The sequence below is a fragment of the Haloarcula quadrata genome (genome assembly GCF_003634715.1).
GTDB classification, from domain to species: Archaea; Halobacteriota; Halobacteria; order Halobacteriales; family Haloarculaceae; genus Haloarcula; species Haloarcula marismortui.
The window spans coordinates 364,772-384,551 of the sequence record NZ_RBWW01000002.1; the positions used below are offsets into that span (position 1 = coordinate 364,772).

At 62.0% G+C, this 19,780-nt stretch carries 21 protein-coding genes; 14 read left to right on the forward strand and 7 right to left on the reverse strand.

Annotated elements, in window-relative coordinates:
• Positions 1-105: 105 nt before the first annotated feature.
• The 8 genes from BDK61_RS19010 to yqeB all read left to right on the forward strand — a co-directional run bounded on the left by BDK61_RS19010 (position 106) and on the right by yqeB (position 8,948).
• Positions 106-684: a (2Fe-2S)-binding protein gene (locus BDK61_RS19010; RefSeq protein WP_004965479.1), complete on the forward strand. Its 579-nt coding sequence runs from the start codon at positions 106-108 to the stop codon at positions 682-684.
• Positions 677-3,127: a xanthine dehydrogenase family protein molybdopterin-binding subunit gene (locus BDK61_RS19015; RefSeq protein ID WP_121304139.1), complete on the forward strand. Its 2,451-nt coding sequence runs from the start codon at positions 677-679 to the stop codon at positions 3,125-3,127. The genes BDK61_RS19010 and BDK61_RS19015 overlap by 8 nt, the downstream gene beginning before the upstream one ends.
• A gap of 126 nt (positions 3,128-3,253) precedes the next feature.
• The gene (locus tag BDK61_RS19020; RefSeq protein WP_121304141.1) at positions 3,254-3,823 is read left to right on the forward strand and encodes a (2Fe-2S)-binding protein; all 570 of its coding nucleotides are present in this window, start codon (positions 3,254-3,256) and stop codon (positions 3,821-3,823) included.
• Complete coding sequence (locus BDK61_RS19025; RefSeq protein ID WP_121304142.1) at positions 3,820-6,300, forward strand: xanthine dehydrogenase family protein molybdopterin-binding subunit; 2,481 nt, start codon at positions 3,820-3,822, stop codon at positions 6,298-6,300. Before BDK61_RS19020 ends, BDK61_RS19025 begins: the two co-directional genes overlap by 4 nt.
• Positions 6,301-6,401: 101 nt before the next feature.
• A complete protein-coding gene (locus BDK61_RS19030; protein ID WP_011222661.1) occupies positions 6,402-6,773 on the forward strand; it encodes a DsrE/DsrF/TusD sulfur relay family protein in 372 nt (123 codons plus the stop codon).
• A complete protein-coding gene (locus BDK61_RS19035; protein ID WP_004965489.1) occupies positions 6,770-7,123 on the forward strand; it encodes a DsrE family protein in 354 nt (117 codons plus the stop codon). Before BDK61_RS19030 ends, BDK61_RS19035 begins: the two co-directional genes overlap by 4 nt.
• Before the next feature lie 2 nt (positions 7,124-7,125).
• Positions 7,126-7,371 carry a hypothetical protein gene (locus tag BDK61_RS19040; RefSeq protein ID WP_004965490.1) on the forward strand — a complete coding sequence of 82 codons (246 nt, stop codon included), beginning with the start codon at positions 7,126-7,128 and terminating at the stop codon, positions 7,369-7,371.
• Positions 7,368-8,948, forward strand: coding sequence for a selenium-dependent molybdenum cofactor biosynthesis protein YqeB (gene yqeB, locus BDK61_RS19045; protein ID WP_121304144.1), 1,581 nt, complete (start codon positions 7,368-7,370; stop codon positions 8,946-8,948). Before BDK61_RS19040 ends, yqeB begins: the two co-directional genes overlap by 4 nt.
• Positions 8,949-8,965: 17 nt before the next feature.
• Here the strand turns inward: yqeB and selD are convergent, their stop codons facing one another.
• Together selD and BDK61_RS19055 are read right to left on the reverse strand one after the other, a co-directional pair.
• Positions 8,966-10,006 carry a selenide, water dikinase SelD gene (selD, locus tag BDK61_RS19050; protein ID WP_121304146.1) on the reverse strand — a complete coding sequence of 347 codons (1,041 nt, stop codon included), beginning with the start codon at positions 10,004-10,006 and terminating at the stop codon, positions 8,966-8,968.
• A 2-nt stretch (positions 10,007-10,008) separates the two neighbouring features.
• Entirely contained in the window at positions 10,009-10,257 is a 249-nt protein-coding gene (locus BDK61_RS19055; RefSeq protein ID WP_121304148.1) for a sulfurtransferase TusA family protein, read from the reverse strand.
• 94 nt (positions 10,258-10,351) lie between these two features.
• Between BDK61_RS19055 and yqeC the strand changes: the two genes are divergently transcribed.
• From yqeC to phnE, 6 genes are all read left to right on the forward strand, one after another.
• Positions 10,352-11,134 (forward strand): selenium cofactor biosynthesis protein YqeC, encoded by a 783-nt coding sequence (gene yqeC, locus BDK61_RS19060; RefSeq protein ID WP_121304149.1) that lies wholly within the window; start codon positions 10,352-10,354, stop codon positions 11,132-11,134.
• Positions 11,135-11,180: 46 nt separating this feature from the next.
• Positions 11,181-11,798: a nucleotidyltransferase family protein gene (locus BDK61_RS19065; RefSeq protein ID WP_121304151.1), complete on the forward strand. Its 618-nt coding sequence runs from the start codon at positions 11,181-11,183 to the stop codon at positions 11,796-11,798.
• Between the two features lie 32 nt (positions 11,799-11,830).
• A complete protein-coding gene (locus BDK61_RS19070) occupies positions 11,831-12,211 on the forward strand; it encodes a Rid family detoxifying hydrolase (RefSeq protein ID WP_121304153.1) in 381 nt (126 codons plus the stop codon).
• A gap of 89 nt (positions 12,212-12,300) precedes the next feature.
• Positions 12,301-13,176, forward strand: a complete 876-nt coding sequence (gene phnD / locus BDK61_RS19075) for a phosphate/phosphite/phosphonate ABC transporter substrate-binding protein (RefSeq protein ID WP_121304155.1) — start codon at positions 12,301-12,303, stop codon at positions 13,174-13,176.
• On the forward strand, positions 13,173-13,994 hold the full coding sequence (locus BDK61_RS19080) for a phosphonate ABC transporter ATP-binding protein (protein WP_121304157.1): 822 nt from the start codon (positions 13,173-13,175) through the stop codon (positions 13,992-13,994). Before phnD ends, BDK61_RS19080 begins: the two co-directional genes overlap by 4 nt.
• The gene (gene phnE, locus BDK61_RS19085; protein ID WP_011222653.1) at positions 13,987-14,865 is read left to right on the forward strand and encodes a phosphonate ABC transporter, permease protein PhnE; all 879 of its coding nucleotides are present in this window, start codon (positions 13,987-13,989) and stop codon (positions 14,863-14,865) included. The genes BDK61_RS19080 and phnE overlap by 8 nt, the downstream gene beginning before the upstream one ends.
• Positions 14,866-14,893: 28 nt before the next feature.
• On the opposite strand, the gene BDK61_RS19090 is transcribed toward phnE, so the two are convergent.
• The 5 genes from BDK61_RS19090 to BDK61_RS19110 form a co-directional block, all read right to left on the reverse strand.
• Positions 14,894-16,228, reverse strand: coding sequence for a 5'-deoxyadenosine deaminase (locus tag BDK61_RS19090; protein WP_004965511.1), 1,335 nt, complete (start codon positions 16,226-16,228; stop codon positions 14,894-14,896).
• 119 nt (positions 16,229-16,347) lie between these two features.
• Positions 16,348-16,545 (reverse strand): 30S ribosomal protein S17, encoded by a 198-nt coding sequence (locus BDK61_RS24295; protein WP_121304159.1) that lies wholly within the window; start codon positions 16,543-16,545, stop codon positions 16,348-16,350.
• 144 nt (positions 16,546-16,689) lie between these two features.
• Positions 16,690-17,538, reverse strand: coding sequence for an NAD(+) synthase (nadE, locus tag BDK61_RS19100; protein ID WP_208644696.1), 849 nt, complete (start codon positions 17,536-17,538; stop codon positions 16,690-16,692).
• Between the two features lie 414 nt (positions 17,539-17,952).
• A complete protein-coding gene (locus tag BDK61_RS19105) occupies positions 17,953-18,777 on the reverse strand; it encodes a hypothetical protein (protein WP_121304161.1) in 825 nt (274 codons plus the stop codon).
• A 112-nt stretch (positions 18,778-18,889) separates the two neighbouring features.
• On the reverse strand, positions 18,890-19,741 hold the full coding sequence (locus tag BDK61_RS19110) for an IS5-like element ISHma10 family transposase (protein WP_121304163.1): 852 nt from the start codon (positions 19,739-19,741) through the stop codon (positions 18,890-18,892).
• Positions 19,742-19,780 lie beyond the last annotated feature (39 nt).

Below are 19,780 nucleotides of genomic sequence, written 5' to 3' on the forward strand. Positions count from 1 at the left end.
GACCCGCGGCTTCGTCTGGCAACACTGCGATCAAACACCTGTGAACCATACATATATGAGATGGTGTTGCACACCTGTTCACTAACAGGCGTGTATCCGTAATGCATGCCGAAAACTGGAGGGTACTCTGTGGATATTGAACTCACAATCAACGGCGAGCGGACGATAGTCGAAGCCGGGTCAGGGGACGACCTGGCGACGGTTTTGAGACAGCGCGGCTACATCGACGTAAAATGTGGCTGCGACGGCGGGACCTGCGGTGCATCGAAGGTATTCGTCGATGGGGACGTGCGAATGGCCTGCGGGATGGAGGCGACAGACGCCGACGGGAGTGAGATACAGACCGTCGCGGCGCTCGGGACACAGGCCGACCTGCACCCGGTCCAGCAGGCGTTCGTCGACAACTTCGCCGTCCAGTGCGGATTCTGTATTCCGGGCATGGTGATCGAGGCGGTCGCGCTGCTGGATTCGAATCCCGACCCAACCGAGCGGGAGGTTCGGGAGGCCTTAGACGACAACGTCTGTCGCTGCACTGGCTATCAGAAACCGGTCGAAGCCGTGCTGGACGCAGCACAGCGAATGCAGGGGGAACAGTCTGTCGCCGCAGACGGCGGCCACCCGGTCACTGTGGCACAGCATAGAGACGAGTCGACCAGTTGCTGTGGAGGTGGCTGCGATGAGTAACGACGACGAGACAGCCAAGGCCGACGGCGGAACGGTCTCACAGTCAGAGACTGTCGAAGACGAACGGTTCGAGGAGCACCCACTCGAATGGGACGAACCCGAGAACAACGATAAGGCCCCCGGCGAGCGCGACACCGTCTCCCACCGGACAGAGAAGTACGACGACCGAAAGCTCGTCACTGGACAGGCGAAGTACACCGCCGACTACGAGGAGCGGTATCCCGACCTCGCGTACGCAGCGGTCGTCCGAAGCGAAATTCCACACGGCCGCGTGACTGGCATCGACACGAGTGCGGCCGAGGCGATGGACGGTGTCGAGGCGGTCTTGACACCCGAATCCGACACAGTGCCGGACGCCAAATACACCAGTGCTGGACAGTCCTACCCCGAGCCGAGCCCATGGGACATGCGCGTGCTGAACGAGCACGTCCGTTACATCGGCGACCCGATTGCCGCTGTCGCGGCAGAAGACCGGGCGACCGCGACTGCCGCCGTCGAGGCTATCGAGGTGTCGTACGAGGAGTACGACTACGTCACCGATCCGGAGGACGCCTTCAACGAAGACGCGCCACAGTTGTTCGAGGACGGCGAGGTCGAAAACGAGATCGTCGGCCACGACTACGACCGCAACCGAATGGCTCACATCGGGGGCGAACTGGGCGACGTGGACGGGGCGCTCGACGACGACACCCACGTCCACGAAACCGAGTGGGAGACGATCCGCCAGTCCCACGCGAACGTCGAGAAACACACCTCGTTGGCGTACACAGACGAAGACGACCGCCATGTCCTCATCACCAGTACGCAGGTGCCAAACCACACCCGGAGACAGCTCGCCCACCTATTCGACATCCCGATCCGTGACATCCGGGTGACGAAGCCGCGGGTCGGCGGCGGGTTCGGCGGGAAACAGGCGATGGTCGTCGAACCGATTCCGCTGGCGCTATCGCTCGCCACCGACCGCCCGGTCCTGTACGAGGCCAGTCGCGAGGAGGAGTTCTACGCGATGCGCTCCCGGCACCCAATGAAAGTCAAAGCGAAGACGGCCGTGACCGACGACGGCGATATCGAAGCTATCGACATCTACGCCCTGTCGAACACCGGCGCGTACGGCAGCCACGGGATGACCGTCGCGGGCAACGTCGGAAGCAAGCCGATGCCGCTGTACTCGAAGGTCCCGAACGCTCGGTTCGAGGCCGATATCGTCCACACGAACACGCCACAGACCGGCGCAATGCGTGGCTACGGCGCACCACAGGGCACGCTTGCCTTGGAAGGCCATCTCGACGAGGTTGCTCGCGACCTCGGTCTCGACCCCATCGAATTCCGGCGGCGACACCACATGGAAGTCGGCGACCTCGACGAGATCGCAGGGATGATGGGCGGAGAGGGAGCGAACCGCCGTATCCGCTCGTGTGGCCTCGACGAGTGTATCGAGCGCGGAAAAGACGCTATCGGCTACGACGACCTCGAACAGCCCGACGCGGACCATCTGCATCGCGGCATCGGGATGGCGCTGTCGGCGCAGGGGACCGGCGTCGCCGGCGACGAGCTCGGGGCCGCTCAGATAATGATGAACGAGGACGGGAGCTTCCACCTGCAGGTCGGCGGCGTCGACATCGGGACGGGCGCTGACACAGCGTTCCTCCAGATTGCCGCAGAAGTACTGGGCTGTGACGAGGACGATATTATCGTCAAATCTTCCGATACAGACGTGACGCCGTTCGACTACGGCGCGTACGCCTCCTCGACGACGTACATCAGTGGGATGGCCGTCAAGAAGGCCGCCGAGGACGCAAAAGAAAGGATTCTCGACTGGGGGGCGAAACTGCTTGAGGAGCCAGTCGATGTTCTGGAAACCGGCGACGGAACGGTGTACAGCGAGAGGAGCGGCAATTCGGTCACACTCGAAGACATTGGCTACGAGGCCGCCTACGGCGACGACGAGCGGGAACACATCCTGGGGAAGGGGACCCATTGCACCGAGGAGAGCCCCCCGCCCTTCGCCGCCCAGTTCGCCGACGTGACCGTCGATGAGACAACCGGCGAGTTCGAGGTGCACAAACTGGTCGTCGCGGTCGACTGCGGCGTCGCCATCAACCCCGGGATGGCCGAGGGCCAAATCGAAGGCGCAAACCACATGAGCTACGAGATGGCCGTCAGCGAGGGTATCACGCTCGACGACGAGGGACGGGCGGAGATAGCTGACTTCGACGAGTACGGACTGCCGTCGGCGACCGAGACGCCGCCCATCGAGTCGATTCTGGTCGAGACCCACGAGCCGACCGGTCCGTTTGGCGCGAAATCGGTTGCGGAGGTCCCGACAAACACAGTCCCGCCGGCGCTGTCCAACGCCGTCCGGGACGCCGTCGGCGTCCGTATCCGGGAAATGCCCATTTCCGCCGAGAAAATCAAGGCAAGACTGGACGAGCGCAAAGCCTAGCTCCGATCGCGGTGACAGTCACGCCAACAGAACCGGTGTGTCGGCGTGGCATATCGCAAATCCGCGATAGCTATTTACCGCTCTGTTCGTCACGTTGCTGACATAGCCAGCGAGCTGATGAGTCATATGGAAATCGAACTAGAAATTAACGGTGTGGAACGGACTGTCGAAGCATCGAAGTCCGATTCGCTTCTCGATGTCCTTCGGCGGAACGGGTACACCGGATCGAAACGGGGGTGTGACACTGGCGCGTGCGGCTTCTGTACGGTCCACGTCGACGGCGAACCGGTGAAATCCTGCGGCGAGCCGGTGACGAAAGTACGGGACACATCCGTCGAGACAATCGAAGGCCTGGGCGAACAGGACGACCTGCATCCGGTGCAACAGGCATTTGTCGACAATACTGCGCTACAGTGTGGCTTCTGTATCCCGGGGATGATCATGCGCTCGACGGCGCTGCTGGAGACGAACCCGAACCCGACCGAACAGGAGGTCCGGGAAGCCCTGTCGGACAACCTCTGTCGGTGTACTGGCTACAAAAAAATCGTCGAAGCGGTGCTAGACGCCGCCGAGCGGATGGACAGCGACACAGCCGTCGCCGCCGATGGTGGGCAGGCAATGGATGGCGACGGCGGGACCGCCACGGTGACCGAGTGTTCACTCGGCGACTGCGATTGCATGGAGGGTGATCAGTGAGCGATTCAGACCGGGTACGGGAGACGAGCAAGCAACCCGAAGGGACAGAGAGGACGGAATCGGACCCAGCCGAAGCCGACAGGGAGTCAGAGACGGGGGCGGCACGCGAACCCGACCGGAAGCCCGAATCGGAGCGCGACGCCATTACCGTGGACGAGGAGAAAGACGACGCACGGAAAATCGTCACCGGGCAAGCCCGCTACACGGCGGACTACCGCGACCGGTTCCCCGACCTCGCCCACGGCAAGGTCGTTCGCAGCGACATCGCCCACGGCTACGTCGAGTCGGTCGACACGAGCGCCGCCGAGGCGATGGACGGGGTCGACGCCGTCATCACGCCGTTCGACGACGTGGTCCCGGACAAGCTGTACTCCAGTTCGGGCCAGTCATACCCCGAGCCGAGCCCGTGGGACCTGAAAGTGTTGCGCGAGCACGTCCGTTTCGTCGGCGACCCGGTCGCTGCTGTCGCAGCCGATGACCCGGAGACAGCAGACCGAGCCGCCCGGAAAGTCGAAATCGAGTACCGGGAGCTGGATGCCGTATTCGACCCCGAAGAAGCCCTTGACGAGGACGCGCCACAACTGTTCGAGGCTGATGACGTAGAAAACAAGCAGTCAGGCGCGGACTACAGCAGAAACCTCGAATCACACTTCGAGGGCGAACTCGGTGACGTGGAGGCGGCGTTCGAACGGGCGAGTGGCGACGAGGAGCGACACGTCATCCAGACGGAGTGGGAGACGCCGTATCAGTCTCACTGCGTTCCCGAGCCGCATACGACCATTGCCTACACCGATGAGGACAATCGGCACGTGTTCATTACGGCAACGCAGGTTCCCTTTCACACCCGTCGCCAGATAGCGCACCTGTTCGACGTGCCCATCCGTGACGTGCGGGTGAAGAAACCGCGTATCGGCGCTGGATTCGGGTCAAAACAGGAGATGGCAATCGAGCCGATAACGTTCGCATTGCATCTGGCGGCCGACCGGCCAGTCAAACTGGAAATGAGTCGTCAGGAGGAGTTCACCGCGCTTCGCTTTCGGCATCCGATGCAGATGCAGATGCAGACCGCAGTGACTGACGACGGCGACATCGAGGCGATGGACCTCTACACGCTGTCGAACTCGGGAGCCTACGGCACCCACGGCATGACCGTCGCGAACAACGTCGGAACGAAGCCACTGCCACTCTATCCCCGGGTCTCGAACGTCCGCTTTTCAGGGGATGTAGTACACACGAACCTCCCCATGGGGGCAGCCATGCGGGGCTACGGCGCGCCGCAGGGGCATTTCGCCGTCGAAGCGCACATAGACGAGGTAGCCCGTCGCCTCGACTTCGACCCCATCGAGTTCCGCCTGCAGAACGCGGTCCGGGAGGGCGACCTCGACCGGAGCGTCGCAATCCTGAAAGACGGTGACCGCTTCACCCGGGAGATTCGCTCGTGTGGCATCCGCGAGTGCGTCGACCGCGGGAAGGAAGCCATCGGCTACGACGACCTCGAACAGCCCGACGAAGACCACCGCAAGCGCGGGGTCGGAATGGCGCTCATCGCCCAAGGGAGCGGTGTCGCGGGGAAGGAACTCGGCGCAGCGCAGGTACAGATGAACGAGGACGGGAGCTTCCACCTGCAGGTCGGCGGCGTCGACACCGGGACCGGCGCGGACACGATGTTCTCCCAGATTGCCGCCGAGGTGCTGGGTTGCACCCCCGAGGATGTCGTCGTCATCGCCGCCGATACCGACCTGACGCCGTTCGACTATGGCGCGTACGCCTCTTCAACGACATACATCAGCGGCCGCGCGGTAAAGAACGCCGCCGAGGACGCCAAAGAGCGGTTGCTGGAGTGGGGGGCGAAACTGCTCGAGGAGCCGCCGGACGTGCTCGACACCGGCGACGGCGACGTATACAGCGAGCGGACCGGGAAGCGCGTTTCGCTGGAGGAAATCGGCTATGAAGCGACCTACGGCGATGACGAGCGCGAACACATCCTCGGGGACGGGAACCATTCGACCGACGAAAGCCCGCCGCCCTACGGTGCGCAGTTCGTCGATGTGACTGTCGATACGGAAACTGGCGAGTACGAACTCAACAAGCTAGTGTTTGCGGCCGACTGTGGCGTCGCAATAAATCCCGCGCTGGTCGAAGGCCAGATAGAGGGCGGCGAGCACATGAGCCTCGAATACGCCACGAGCGGCGACCTGACCTTCGATGAGGACGGGAATCCAGACGTGCTCGGCTTCCGCCAGTACGGGATGCCGCGAACGACGGACCACCCTGAGATGGAGACGATTCTGGTCGAAACACACGAACCGACCGGTCCATTCGGCGCAAAGTCTATCGCGGAACTCCCGACGAACGGCGTGCCGCCGGCGCTCTCAAACGCCATCCGCGACGCCGTCGGCGTTCGGCTGACCGAGTTGCCGTTCACTGCGGAGGACTTAATGGCGGCACTGGACGACCAGTCCGGTGCCGGAAAATAGGTTACCGAACGGTCGGTATTTTGCTGAAAAGTGCCACACCCAGAGACCTTGCTCGTGTGTCAGGCAAACTATTAAGACCGGTTCACCGAAATTCCGACAGTATGGCGTACATCGGCTTTCTGCTGACAGGGGGTCCCTTCGACAGCGAGCGGTGGCGCACCGCCTACGAGCTGGGGCGAGCGGCGCTGGATCAGGGCCACGAGGTGAGCTACTTCCACTACCTCGACGGCGCGCTCGTCCCCGTCGCGGACCAGACCCTACCCGGCTGTTCGGACAGCGGACTGTACGACGAAATGCCGACCGAGAAGTTTCAGGAGCTTATCGCGGACGGGGCGGAAGTCATCTGCTGTGGGCTCTGTGTCGACGCACGCGGAATCGACGCACCCGCCGACTACCCCGAGGGCGTCGAAGTTGGGCTACTCCCTGACCTGGCGGACATCATCGGCGAGGCCGACCGGGTGGTTTCGCTATGAAACGAGAGGTCGTGGTATTGCTCACCCGTGCACCGTACGGCCGAGTCCACGTCCCGGAGGGGCTGCGCGCCGCCCGTGGCGTCGCGGCTGGCTTCGATATGCACGACGTGACTGTGATATTCACGCAGGACGGCGTGTACGGCGCTCGAGATGCTGTCGACCGCGAGGCGCTCAACATGAGCGGGCACGTCGTCGACCTGGCGGAACAGGACGGACAGATGGTCGCGGACGGCGCGGCAATGGCCGAGCGCGGTGTCGACGAGAGCGAAATCGCCGACGACGTGGCCGTCTGGTCGGACGACCGCGTCACCGCCCGAATCCGTGACGCCGACCGGACACTGGACTTCTGACAATGCTATATCTCATCGACAAGCCGATGGCAGAAATCGGACTGCGTACTGCCGCCGGGGACCCCGAGGCGCACGTCGTCCTGATTCAGGACGGCGTCTACCTCACACCGGATATCGACGCACCAGTTTCAGCGGTCGCGAGAGACGTGGCCGTGCGTGGTGTCTCGCTGCCGCCGGACATCGACCGGATATCCTACGACGCCGTAGTCGAACGCCTGGTCGAACAGGAGGTCAAGAGCTTCGTATGAGCCTGTTCGAACAGCTTGATGAACTGGCAGCGCAAGGAAAGCCGGCGGCGCTCCTGACTATCGTCCGCAAGGACGGCAGCGCACCGCGGGACGTGGGGGACAAGATGATCGTCACCGCTGACGAAGAGTACGGAACCATCGGTGGCGGCACGGTCGAGCATCTCGCCATACAGGACGCTCGGTCAGTGCTTTCGGGAGCCGACGACCCTGGTGTCCGGACGTACGAACTCGAACGCGGCGGCAACACGGGCATGGTCTGTGGCGGCGAGATGGACGTGTTCATCGACCATGTTCGCGGACAGGCACAGCTCTACATCGCCGGCGGCGGCCACATCAGCGTCGAACTGGCCCCACTGGCGGAGCGACTGGGCTACGCCGTCACCGTGGTCGACGACCGCGAGGCGTACGCCGACCCGACGCAGTTCCCCGACGAGACGGACGTGATTCACGGCGAATACGGAGAGGCGCTCGGTGACCTGCCAATGGGGACAGAGACAGCCGTGGCCGTCGCGACGCGGAGCGGGACGTTCGATCAGGCTGCCGTCGCCGCAGCGCTGGACGGCGAGGCTGGCTACGTTGGCCTCGTCGCAAGCGAGACAAAGGCCGACCACGTGCTCGATTCGCTCGCCGAGTCCGGGTACGCCCGTCGGGACCTCAGCCGGGTCCAGACACCGGTGGGACTCGACCTCGGCGGGAGCGGGCCGGCCGCCGTCGCGCTCTCGATTCTCGCCGAGGTCACCATGGACCGCCACGACGCCACCGGTGCGCGGGCGACGCGCCTGAATCTCGACGACCTCGTCGTCGTCCGCGGTGGCGGCGACCTCGGCAGCGGCGTCGTCTATCGGCTTCAGCAGGCCGGCTTTCCGGTCATCGTCACCGAAGTCGACCAACCGACAGTCGTCCGGCGGGCGGTCGCCTTCGGCGCGGCGCTGTACGAAGACGAGGTGGAAGTCGAAGGAGTCACTGGCCGTGCAGCAGCGGACATCGACGAGGCACTCGAACTGCTCGCCGACGATGTCGTGCCGGTACTCGTCGACCCCGAGGCGACTGTCACTGACGACCTCAACGCGGCGGTCCTCGTCGACGCGATTATGGCGAAAGGGGCGTTCGACACCGGTACGCGCCGGGAAGACGCCGACGTGGTGGTCGGGATGGGGCCCGGTTTCGAGGCCGGAGAGGACGTAGACGCAGTCGTCGAAACGGACCGCGGGCACGAACTCGGCCGTGTGTTCTACGACGGGACGGCAAGCGAATACGACGGCGAGCCCGGCGAACGCCGTGGCTACACTCACGAGCGGGTGCTTCGCGCCCCGACAGACGGTGAGTGGACCCCGACGGTCGCCATCGGCGATAGTGTCACAGCCGGCGACGTGGTCGGCACCGTCGGCGACCGGCCGGTCGAAACCGAGATAGATGGACTGGTTCGCGGCCTAGTTCACGGCGGCCTCGGTGTCAGCGAGGGCACCAAACTCGGCGATGTCGACCCTCGTGGCGAGTCTGTCGACCCAACGAAAATCTCCGACAAAGCACTGTGTCTCGGCGGTGGCGTGCTAGAGGCAGTGCTCCGGTTGCGGTAGAAGGCTCTTAATCGACGTTAGCGGCTGACTTCTTCGATAGTCGGGTCCGAAAGTGAGACACCGCGTCCGGCCGTAACACGGCCGACAGCACGGTAGAACACGCCGGCGTCGTCGAACGCCGTTTCGACGGCGTCAGTCGCAGTCGGCGGGACGGAGACGAACAGTCCCCCGCTGGTCTCCGCGCTCTCGCCCGCAGTCAGCCCGTATCCGAAAAGCGTCGAGAGGGCAGGCGTTCCCGTGATGACCGGGAGATGTGTCAGTTCGATACCGACGTTCGAGCGGGCGGCCACCACGCGGCTCTGCCCGACGAGGCCGAAGCCGGTAATATCAGTCGCGGCTGTCGCGTATTCGCGGCACGCGACTGTTGCGTCCCGGTTCGGTGTGGTCATCCACGCAATAGCCTCCGAAGCAATGGTGTCGAGCGGCCGGTCAGTGGCGTCGGTGACCGTCTCGACGAACTGCTCGTCAGTCACGCGGGTCGCCCCCATAGCTGGCTGTGTCCCGAGCGGTTTGGTCAGGTAGAGCCGGTCGCCGGGACTGGCTCCCTGCGAGGTGAGGAGGGCGTCGGGACGCCCCGTTGCCGAGATGGCCCCGCCGGCGAAGGGCCACGGACTCATAATGGTGTGACCGCCGGCGATGACGCCATCCATCGCGTCCAGTGCGTCAGCCATGCCGGCGAGAATCGGCGCTGCGCTCTCGGTTAGTTCTCGTGGAAGGCCGAGGACGACCAGACAGTCGACGTTCTCGACCGCACCCGTAGCGAACGCATCGCTGGCGGCGTTACAGGCGGCAATACGTCCGAAGTCGTACGGGTCGTCGACGATGGGCGTGAAGAAATCCACCGTCGAGACCAGCGCGAGGTCGTCGGTAAGTTTCCGCGCAGCGGCGTCCTCGCCAATGCCGAACAGCAACGCGTCGCTCTCACCGGTGAGGCCGGCATCGGCGAGCAGCGAATCGAGGTCGCTCTGGCCAACTTTGCAGGAACAGCCGTGGAGTTCCGTGTACTCCGTCAGGCGCGTCGTCTCGTCGTCATCGTCAGTCGCCGCGTCGGGTCCCACACTCAGGCCTCCGATACCGACGCCATCTCGGTCACCCGAAGTTCCAGTTCGAACTCGTCGGACTCGCCAGCGGTCTCCGCGGTCGTCACGTCGATGCCGTGCGTCGTGCACATCCGCCGGAGGTTCTCTTCGGCCGGCGGGTAATCACCTCGAACGACGAGCGTCTCGCCGGTATCGAGGTCCGAAAGCGCCTGCCGGACAATGAGCGCTGGCCGGGGGCAGATTTCACCACGAACGTCTACGCGGGCCATACCGGTACGTGTGCCATTAGATCACAAAAACGCTATCGCCGCCACACGTGGTTGCGCCGGTAAGCTATTTGTGTGTCTTGCGCGGAGCGAGCGTATGGATCTGGCTGCTGCGCTGGGCCTGGGTTCCAGCGCCGCTGTCGCCTTTGTCGGGGCCGGCGGAAAGAAATCCGCGATGGGACAACTGACGACCGAGGGAACTGACGAGGGATACGACGTGGGCTACACGACGACGACAGCGATGCCGCCCCCGCCCGACCTGCCTCTGACGCTCACCGACCCGGACGGGTGGCGTACCGACCTCGAGACGCGCGACCCGCCGATTGCTGTCGCTCGCGAGGAGGTAGCCGATCCGGCGCGAGTCAACCGGAAGGTTCGCGGATTCGAGGCGAGTGTAATGGAGCAGCTATCCGATGCCGAACTCTTCGACTGGCTTCTCGTCAAGGCTGACGGGGCACGCAAGCGGGAGTTCAAAGCGCCTAGCGACGGAGAGCCAGTCGTCCCGAGTACAGCGACCCACGTCGTCCCGGTCGCCTCGGTCGCCGCCGTCGGTGAAGCGCTGACGACGGACGTGGTCCATCGACCGGAGCGGGTCGCGGATATCACCGGCCTTCGTGTGGGCGACACGATTACTGCGGCGGCTGTCGGGACAGTGCTCACACATCCCAGCGGTGGCCTCCGAAACGCGCCAGCCGAGGCGTCTGTGATACCGCTAGTCAACAAAGCGGATACCGAACCACAGCGGCGTATCGCTACTGACGTGCTCACCCACGCGCTTTCACAGACAGAGCGGTGTTCTCGGGGCGTCATCACATCGTTCGCGTCGGATATCTGTGAAGTGGTCTCAAGATCGGATGTGCAAGAGGAGAAGCAGCGATGACTGACTGCGAGGGCACAGCCGGTAGTGTTGCGAGACGAGGGGTATTATGAGCGGTCAACATCGGACCAGAGTCGGCGGTGTCATCCTCGCTGCTGGGCGGAGTTCTCGATACGAGTCGGGTAACAAACTGCTGGCGACTATCGATGGGAAAGCAGTCGTCCGACAGGTGGCCGAAACCGCCTGCAAGTCATCGCTGTCGGACGCTGTCGCCGTCCTCGGCCACGAAAAAGTGGCCGTCGCTGCTGCGCTGGATGGCCTCTCGCTCTCGGTTCAGCATAACGACGAGTACGCGACCGGCCAGAGTGCGTCGGTTCGACATGGAGTCGAGTTTGCCCGTTCGGCCGGCTGGGACGCCACCCTGTTCTTGCTGGGCGATATGCCGTTTGTACGCGTCGAAACCATCGAGGAGCTTCTCGAAGCGTACCGTACAGGAACGGCAACCGTTGTTGTTCCCGAGCACGAGGGGAGACGGGGTAATCCGGTGCTTTTCGACAACTGCCATTTCGATGCGCTCGCCTCTGTCTCCGGCGACCGCGGCGGTCGAGATATCATCGAGACCACCGAGAAGACAGCGTTCATCGAGGTTTCGGACCCCGGCGTCCACTGGGATATCGACACCGATGCTGACCTCGCCGAGTTCACCGACCGCCGCGACAGCCTGTAAATTTAAGACACTGATGGTGGAACACTCGGCTGATGAAACGGACTATCAGCACGGCCGATGCACCCGATGCAGTCGGGGCGTACAGTCAGGCAACGACAAACGGCTCGCTCGTGTTCACCGCGGGCCAGATTCCGATGACGCCCGACGGCGACCTGCTGGACGATAAACCGATAGCGACACAGGCGGAACAGGCGCTATCGAACGTCGAAGCGGTGCTGGCATCTGAGGGGCTGGAGATGAGTGACGTATTGAAGGTGACCGTCTATCTTGATGACATCGACGACTTTGCGGACATGAACGACACGTATGCCGGCTTCTTCGACGAAGCGCCGCCGGCCCGGAGCGCAGTTGAGGTCGCAAATCTGCCAAAGGGTGTCGGCGTCGAAATCGAAGCCATCGCAACGAACGACTGAGGCCGACAGACGCGCACTGCTGTCGTGGGCCACACAGCCGGGATGTGGCGCACACAACTTTCAAGCCCGGCGACTCGCATCACAGCGTAATGCGACCCACGAGGCGTGAATTCCTGGGAACAGCGGCAGCGCTCTCACTGTCAGGCTGTCTCGGAGGGACAGCAACGCCGACGCTGACGGTCGGTATCGTGCCCGACGTGGACCCGGATACCGCCATCGAACAGAACACCGAACTCGCGGCGTATCTGGCGACCGAACTTGACGTCGAGACCGAGCTACGCACAGCGGCTGACTATGCCGGGATGGTACAGGCGATGGTCGCGGGCCAGGTCGATATTGCCTATTACGGCGGTGTATCGTACATTCTGGCGCATCATCAAGCAGGCGCAAAGCCAGTCGCCGTCGGGTCACGGAATGGACAGACAGAGTGGCACTCCGTGTTCATCGCCCCGTCAGATAGTGACCTGACAGAAATGGCAGACGTAGTCGAGACTGCAAGCGAGACCGAACTGGTGTTTGGCGACCCGCTCTCGACCAGTGGAACCGTGATGCCGACGTACCACCTTCGGACAGAGTACAGCCTACACACCGACGCGTTCGCACAGGTCACACACGTCGGTGCCCACGACGCAACGGCAGCGACAGTCGGCCGGACGAGCGGTGTCGTCGGGGCCCTGAACGCCCGCATCTACGCCAGACTACTCGCAGAGGACGCTGTTGAGGGGGTACAAGAGCTCTGGCGGACCCCCGGTTTCCCTGATTACCCGTGGGCCGTTGCCCCGTCGCTAGAGGCAACGACAGCGGACGCTGTGCAGACGGCGTTCACGACCCTCGATTCGAAAGGGCGAACGGACATTCTCGACCAGCAGGCTGTCGACCAGTACGTCGGGGTGAGCCACGACGCGTTCACCTCGCTGGAAACGGCCGTCGAGATGGCTGGCATCGAACGGGGAGGCGACGGGTGAGGAGCAAGTACACAGCGCGGCCAGAGGGCAAACAGTCAGGCCAGGGGCTCGTTTTCGATAGTGTCACCAAGCGATTCGGCGGGAAAGTTGCGGTACGGGATGTCTCGCTCAAACTGGAAGCCAGTGAACGGGTCGCCGTCATCGGCCCGTCGGGAGCCGGCAAAACCACGCTTCTCAGGCTGGCAGCCGGCGCGTTGCAGCCTGATGTTGGAACAGTTCGCTTCGACGGGAGCAGCAGTACGGGTTCGACCGCGACGCTTGCGTATCAGGGGGAGACGCTCGTGGACCGGCGGACAGCACTGTCGAACGTCCTCACTGGACGCCTCGGAGCCCTGTCCTGGCTCCGTGGCTTCATCGAGCCACTGCTGCCCCAGCATCCAGAGCCAGCCCTCGAACGACTCGATGCTGTCGGGCTAGTTGGCCGTGCTGATGTCCCCGTGAAATCGTTGAGTGCCGGCGAACGCCAGCGGGTCGCCTTCGCACGGGCCCTCATGCAGGATGCCGAGGTCGTGTTGGCCGACGAACCGACAGCGAACCTCGACCCCAGCTCCCGTCGGAACGTTATCGACGTTCTCGACGCCGCCCTCGACGGGGAACTGCTGGTCACCGTCCTTCACGAGGTCGACCTGGCACTGGAGCACTTCGACCGGATTGTCGGCATGGCGGATGGCCGAGTCAGGTTTGATACGCCCGCACGGGCGGTGACCGACGACCAACTGGATGCCCTCTTTGCGGCGGGAGCATCCACGCCGGGTACCGACGCCGAACGAACGGGAACAGAGAAAGAGAGCGATATCCCGGTTCCGTGGTATGTCTGAAAAATATAGCGGTCCAGATGCCGCCCAGCACGCTGCGACCGGACTCTCGAAAGGCCAGCTCACGACACTCCTCGGCGGCTGTGTCATTCTAGCGACTGCGGCGTGGATCGCCGAAGTGGATCCGATGGCCCTGTTCGCCGCCGGTGCTCGTGAGCAGATGGGCGCGTTCGTTGCCGAGGGCTTCCCACCGGAGACTGGCCGTGAATACCTGCTGGGACGAAGCCTTCGGGATGGCCTGCTGTGGGCTATCGTCGAAACCCTGGCTATCAGCGTTGTCGGAACCACACTCGCTGTCGCGCTCGCCGTCCCACTCGGTCTGACCAGTGCCGCCACCGTCACCCATCGTGGCCCGCTATACAGAAACGCTTCAGCCGGCCGTATTGCCGTCGGACGCGGTCTCTATCACGCCAGCCGAACCGTGCTCAGCTTTCTGCGCTCCGTCCCCGGCATCGTCTGGGGATTCCTGTTCGTTACCGCTATCGGCCTCGGCCCGTTTGCGGGTGTGCTCGCGCTTGCAGTTCACAACGCCGGTGTCCTGGGAAAACTGTACGCCGACTTCCTCGAAGACACCGACCCGATGACGACGGAAGCAGTCGCCGGAAGTGGCGCAACACGCCTGCAGGCGGTCTGTCACGGGATGGTTCCGCAGGTGACGCCCACAATCGCCTCGTACACGCTGTACCGCTGGGAGTGTACCATTCGGTCGGCCGCCATCCTCGGGTTCGTGGGTGCGGGTGGCGTCGGATACTATCTCGTCATCACCATTCAGCGGTTGCAGTACGGGAAACTCTCGACCGCCATCCTTGCCGTGTTTGCGCTGGTCGTCACGAGCGACTGGCTCGGGTCTCAGTTGCGGACGCGGCTCGGCTGACATTCGGACGAGAGCCAACAGGCCCGCGTCAGGGCTTCTGTTCCTGTGCGGACTTGCGTGCGTCTTCGAGGTCCATCTCAAGGCCCATCGTCGAGGCCTGAGAGCGGACGGCGTCGGCGTCGATAGTGGTTACCTCACCCTGTTCCATGAGGACGTTCCCGTCGACCATCGTGAAGCGGACATCGTCGCCGTGGGCCGCAAACACCAGATGGGAGAGTACGTCGTGCAGCGGCGTTGCCCGCGTGAGGTCCGTATCGAGGCCGACAATGTCAGCGCGCCATCCCTCCCGGATTGCACCGAGTTCCTCGAAGCCGGCGGCTTTCGCACCGTTTCGCGTCGCCATCTCGAAGATTTCGGCTGCCGGTGTCACCGTCGGGTCTAGCTGGTCAACCTTCTGCAGGAGGCTTGCCTGTCGCATCTCGGTAAAGGCGTCGAGGGTGTTGTTACAGGGCGGTCCGTCGTTGCCGATTGCGACGTTGATACCGCGGTCACGGTAGTCCCAGATCGGTGCGATACCACTTGCGAGTTTCATGTTGGAGGACGGGCAGTGCGTGACGTGAGTCCCCGTCTCTGCGAGGACTTCGCGCTCGCTCTCGTCGGTCCAGACACAGTGCGCAAGAACAACGTCCTCCCCGGTGAGTCCCACCTCGTCAAGCCAGTGGATGTTTCGCATCCCAGTGTCTTCTTTCACCGTCTCGATTTCGCTCTGGTTCTCACTGGCGTGGGTGTGGATGCGGACACCGTCGTATTTGTCCACGAGTTCGCGCACCCCACGGAGACAGGCCTCGCTACACGAGACGGCAAAACGGGGTGTGACAGCGTACCGGATCCGGTCGTTATAGGCACCGTGATACTGCTGAATCAGCCGCTCAGATTCGTCCAGTGCGGCCTGTGTGTCCTCTAGCAGGCCGTCGGGCGAGCGCTGGTCCATCAGCACCTTCCCGAGCACGCCGCGGATGCCGATCTCACCCGCCGCTTCAAAGGCGCGGTCCGCGTGAGCGACCGACAGGTGGTCAATGCAGGTCGTGGTCCCGCTTTCGATCATCTCCAGATAGCCCAGTTTCGCCGCGACTTCCATCTCCTCGGCCGTGAGGGAGGCTTCCATCGGCAGAATGTAGTCGAACAGCCAATCGAGTAGTTCCGTATCGTCGGCGATGCCGCGGCCGAGACTCTGTACGGAATGGATGTGGCCACCGACAAGCCCCGGCAACAGCACGTCGTATGACTGGTGTTCGTGGTCAGCGTATTGCGATTCGAGTTCGGCCCGGGAACCCACGGCCTCGATACGGTCCCCGGAAACGACGACCGCTCCGTCCTGCAGGACGGTCTCAGAATCCGCAACGACAGTCCCAGTGAGTAACATACGTCCTGCAAGACGGTCTCTACATAAAGAAGGTCCTCATATCGGGATGGCCGCCGAGTGCAGACAATCCGGCCACAGACGTGTGGCGCTCCGTGTGGCGCGTGTGCTTCGTAGTGACCTCAGCTTTGCGAGCCGTTCCGTGTCCGTTTTTTGCGGGTGATGTATTTGGTGAGTCGGGTTTGTGTACGAAACGAATCCACGCTGGCAAGTCGCTGAACGAGACGAGTGTTTGTCTCGTACTGCTCAGTAAACAGTTCAGGATACTCCGACAGTAGCCTGTCGCCGATATCGATTATCTCCTTGGGGTCGGCCTGCATGGATGTGAGAATCGCGGAGTATAGCTGTTAACTGCTTTGCTCACAGAAAGACCACGGTGTGGCTCATACTGTTGGCCGTCCATATTGTGAGAGATTTGCGACCCCTGGGTAGCGAAAGACGCCACAGACAGACAGCCGAGAGTATCAGTTATCCATCGAGGGCTTTGGTGGCGTGTGTCGCTTGTGGCGCGTACTGGCACACCACTGAATTGTTCGTTCGACGATAGATTCGCCAACACCGACTTTGTCGGCCACTGTCGACGCGGAGCAGCCCCTATCAATCGCGAAGTGGAGGATGCTGTCGAGGTCTCGCTGGTCGATGCCCAGCTCCCTCGCATCAGTTGCACCAGTGTGCTCCATTAAACGTGAAGACTGGTCGAGTAGGTTCGATGGAACCGCGAGCGCATCAGCAAGGGCCTCGATCTCAGTTCGATAGAGGTCGCCAAACAGCGACAGGTCCACGCCGTTTTCGCCGTGTTTCGCAACGGAACCCAGCAGTCGGTCAGTCCGGGAGACCGTCCCAACGACGAGTTCGTTTCTGGTGTTTGCGACGTAGTACTTACACGCCATCCGGAAGCGTTCGCCGGCGTTTTGCATCGCCACGAGGTCGTCGGTCGGCTCACCGGTTTCACCGACGACCCGCTGGAACGCCGTCAGTACCGGCTGCAGGTTGAGCCGGTGACAGTCGATATCCAGCAGCGACGCGACGGTTTCAGCCGTCCGGGCAGGCCCTTCATCGCTTAGCTGTACCGGCATCACCAGTCCGGTCACATAGTCGGCCCCGATACCGTCGACAGCTAGCGCCGCCGCAACCGTCGATTCGATGCTGCCATCAAGCGGCACGACCAGTCCATTGGCCTCCGCCTCCGTGATCTTGTTCTCCAGAAACACCGGAAGGATTCCCTGTATCCGTCTGGTCGCTGCCTTCGAGGTCGCCAATCCGTGTTCCTCACGCGGGAGTTTGAGCGTGTGAGGGTGCGTCGCTTTGCTCACAGGTCACTCCCTCGCTTGCAACTCTGGATATGCACGGAGATGCAACTAGTGAAACGCATGCATCCAACCAGCCTAATCATGCTAGAAAAGAGGTCACTGATGTCGTATAACTGTTGTCGACAAACGTCATGAGTGTCTTCAGTAGCCTCGATATACCTTATACATTACCTCAGGTTATTCCATATTATAAGCGGCCCAATAACCAAGACAGGATATTTTTCGCACTCATTGCCGACCGTACAGACCATAATATTCAGAATATTGTCCAATCTTTAGATTTAGGACTGCGAAGGAGGGGTACTTCGAGGCGAAAATATACCCCCACTCAGATCAGCATCCAGCAAACCACGGGGCGTTTTGAGAGGAACGCCACATACACCAGCGATAAAATAAAGTACGCGGCACCAAGGTCCCTTAGGTCGCCGGTTTGGTCGTTTCCACGGACTGCTCAGTGATGACCAGTTCACGGTTGACAACCCAGTCGACAATCGTGCTACTGTCTATCCGATCCGAGATGACATCGCCGTCTACAGTGTACCGTCTGACTTTGTACGAATCCATCGCGTTCCGGTTCTCGGTGACAGCTTCGACGGCTTCGATTCGCTCGTCAGTCACGGTATTGCGATACGTGACGCCGGGGACAACGCTGACAGCCGGAACGTCAGTCGGCCAGTCCCAGGTAAACTGCTTGTAGTACTGGTCGAACTGCCACACGAGACTGGCGGCGGAGGTGTCTGCTTCGAGCGTCCCGTCAGCCACCGCCTCCAGTGTCCGGTCCCAGTAGTCTATCACGCAGGATTTGAGGTCCGTCTGAAGCTGTCCCTCGATCATCTTCTGTTCGATGGGATACCGCAGTTCAATAGCGACGATGGCGTGACTGTCGAGATGGGTAAGACATCGCTGACACTCCATCTCAAACACGGAGAGGCCAAGCGGTTGCTCAACCGTGAGATGGACGAGTTCGTTCCCGCAGTTCGGACACCACAGGAATAACACGTCGTCGTGGCTCCCGGTTAGTTCCGCCAGCACAGTCAGATCGTCGAACGCCTTGTCGATGTCGGCGTCCTGTGGCTGTCCGGACTCGCTTGTCGCTGTATTGGAGGCGTCGTCGGTGTACTTTGCGAGTTTGCGGTCTTTTAGCAGTGTTTTGATGACCGAATCGTACGACGAGTGTGACTCCGCGTTCCGTATTTGCCTCAATTTATTTTTCGTCCAATCTTTTACCCGAATGGTCGCCATCTGATTGTTGAACAACCCTACCACTGATAGTATTTTTGTATAATTATCCTAAAATTGAAAATACTCTTAGAGAGTATATTCGGCTCAATTGAATCCGGCGAATTTCGGCGTTTCAGCGTTCAATTGCCTGCTCCACGTTGTAAACGCCGGCTATGAGCGTTATCTCCCGGAACTGGCGGAACCAGTCACGCGCTCGGACGGCGGAGCCGTGCGAGCGCTTGATTGAGGAGTTGACGGACTCGGTCTGTGATCGCTGACCATAGAGCTCGTCGTCTATTCGGGCGTTGTGTGCGTGGTCGTAAGGAGCGAAAACACGGTGCTTGATCAGCGGACGAATCCCGGCGTTTCGAAGCTCCTCACGGAAGCTCATGTCATCATAGCCTTTGTCAGCGGCCAAGCTTCGAAGGTCGCCCGCGTTCCGCAGGGCGACCTTCGGGCCGATCTTGGTTTCGTCAGGCCACTCCGTGCTGCAGTGTAAGTCAAGAACTGCTCCCTCAGCTGTATCTACGAGAAACGTCGTCTGGATCGTTTTGACGGAACGATCAATCCGTCGCAAGTAGTGAGACGATGCTTGCTGACGGTCGAAGTATGTGGCATCAATTGCGGCGTGACCATTCTGGTCCAGCAGCTCCGCCGACCGGCGGAGCAGCTGTCGCCAGACAGTCATCGATGCCCGTTTGAACGCCTTACACAGCGTCGAAGGCGCGGGAAACTCCCCGCGTTGAAGATTCAATACCGCTCGAACACGTTCCATCTCTTCGGCCCAGTCGATGATTTCCTCGTACTCCGCGCTCATGTGTTCGCGCAGATAGAGCAAGACTGCGTGCTTCCAGCCGGCAAACCCGTTGCCGGCTGGATCACTCAGTTCCATCAGCGCAGCGTCAGTAAGCTTTTGAGCGAGTGAAGCCACTTGCTTCACGAAGCGGAAGAGGGTGTTGTGCATAACATTACTCTCCCGCTTCATACCCGTGATTCTAACGACCTATCCCGGCGCCGTCTGTGG

Bases quoted from the DNA above. Each gene is read 5' to 3' on its own strand.
- BDK61_RS19010 (WP_004965479.1), top strand. From the start codon at position 106: ATGCCGAAAACTGGAGGGTACTCTGTGGATATTGAACTCACAATCAAC.
- BDK61_RS19015 (WP_121304139.1), top strand. From the start codon at position 677: ATGAGTAACGACGACGAGACAGCCAAGGCCGACGGCGGAACGGTCTCA.
- BDK61_RS19020 (WP_121304141.1), top strand. From the start codon at position 3,254: ATGGAAATCGAACTAGAAATTAACGGTGTGGAACGGACTGTCGAAGCA.
- BDK61_RS19030 (WP_011222661.1), top strand. From the start codon at position 6,402: ATGGCGTACATCGGCTTTCTGCTGACAGGGGGTCCCTTCGACAGCGAG.
- BDK61_RS19035 (WP_004965489.1), top strand. From the start codon at position 6,770: ATGAAACGAGAGGTCGTGGTATTGCTCACCCGTGCACCGTACGGCCGA.
- BDK61_RS19040 (WP_004965490.1), top strand. From the start codon at position 7,126: ATGCTATATCTCATCGACAAGCCGATGGCAGAAATCGGACTGCGTACT.
- yqeB (WP_121304144.1), top strand. From the start codon at position 7,368: ATGAGCCTGTTCGAACAGCTTGATGAACTGGCAGCGCAAGGAAAGCCG.
- BDK61_RS19055 (WP_121304148.1), bottom strand. From the start codon at position 10,257: ATGGCCCGCGTAGACGTTCGTGGTGAAATCTGCCCCCGGCCAGCGCTC.
- yqeC (WP_121304149.1), top strand. From the start codon at position 10,352: ATGGATCTGGCTGCTGCGCTGGGCCTGGGTTCCAGCGCCGCTGTCGCC.
- BDK61_RS19065 (WP_121304151.1), top strand. From the start codon at position 11,181: ATGAGCGGTCAACATCGGACCAGAGTCGGCGGTGTCATCCTCGCTGCT.
- BDK61_RS19070 (WP_121304153.1), top strand. From the start codon at position 11,831: ATGAAACGGACTATCAGCACGGCCGATGCACCCGATGCAGTCGGGGCG.
- phnD (WP_121304155.1), top strand. From the start codon at position 12,301: ATGCGACCCACGAGGCGTGAATTCCTGGGAACAGCGGCAGCGCTCTCA.
- phnE (WP_011222653.1), top strand. From the start codon at position 13,987: ATGTCTGAAAAATATAGCGGTCCAGATGCCGCCCAGCACGCTGCGACC.
- BDK61_RS19090 (WP_004965511.1), bottom strand. From the start codon at position 16,228: ATGTTACTCACTGGGACTGTCGTTGCGGATTCTGAGACCGTCCTGCAG.
- BDK61_RS24295 (WP_121304159.1), bottom strand. From the start codon at position 16,545: ATGCAGGCCGACCCCAAGGAGATAATCGATATCGGCGACAGGCTACTG.
- BDK61_RS19105 (WP_121304161.1), bottom strand. From the start codon at position 18,777: ATGGCGACCATTCGGGTAAAAGATTGGACGAAAAATAAATTGAGGCAA.
- BDK61_RS19110 (WP_121304163.1), bottom strand. From the start codon at position 19,741: ATGAAGCGGGAGAGTAATGTTATGCACAACACCCTCTTCCGCTTCGTG.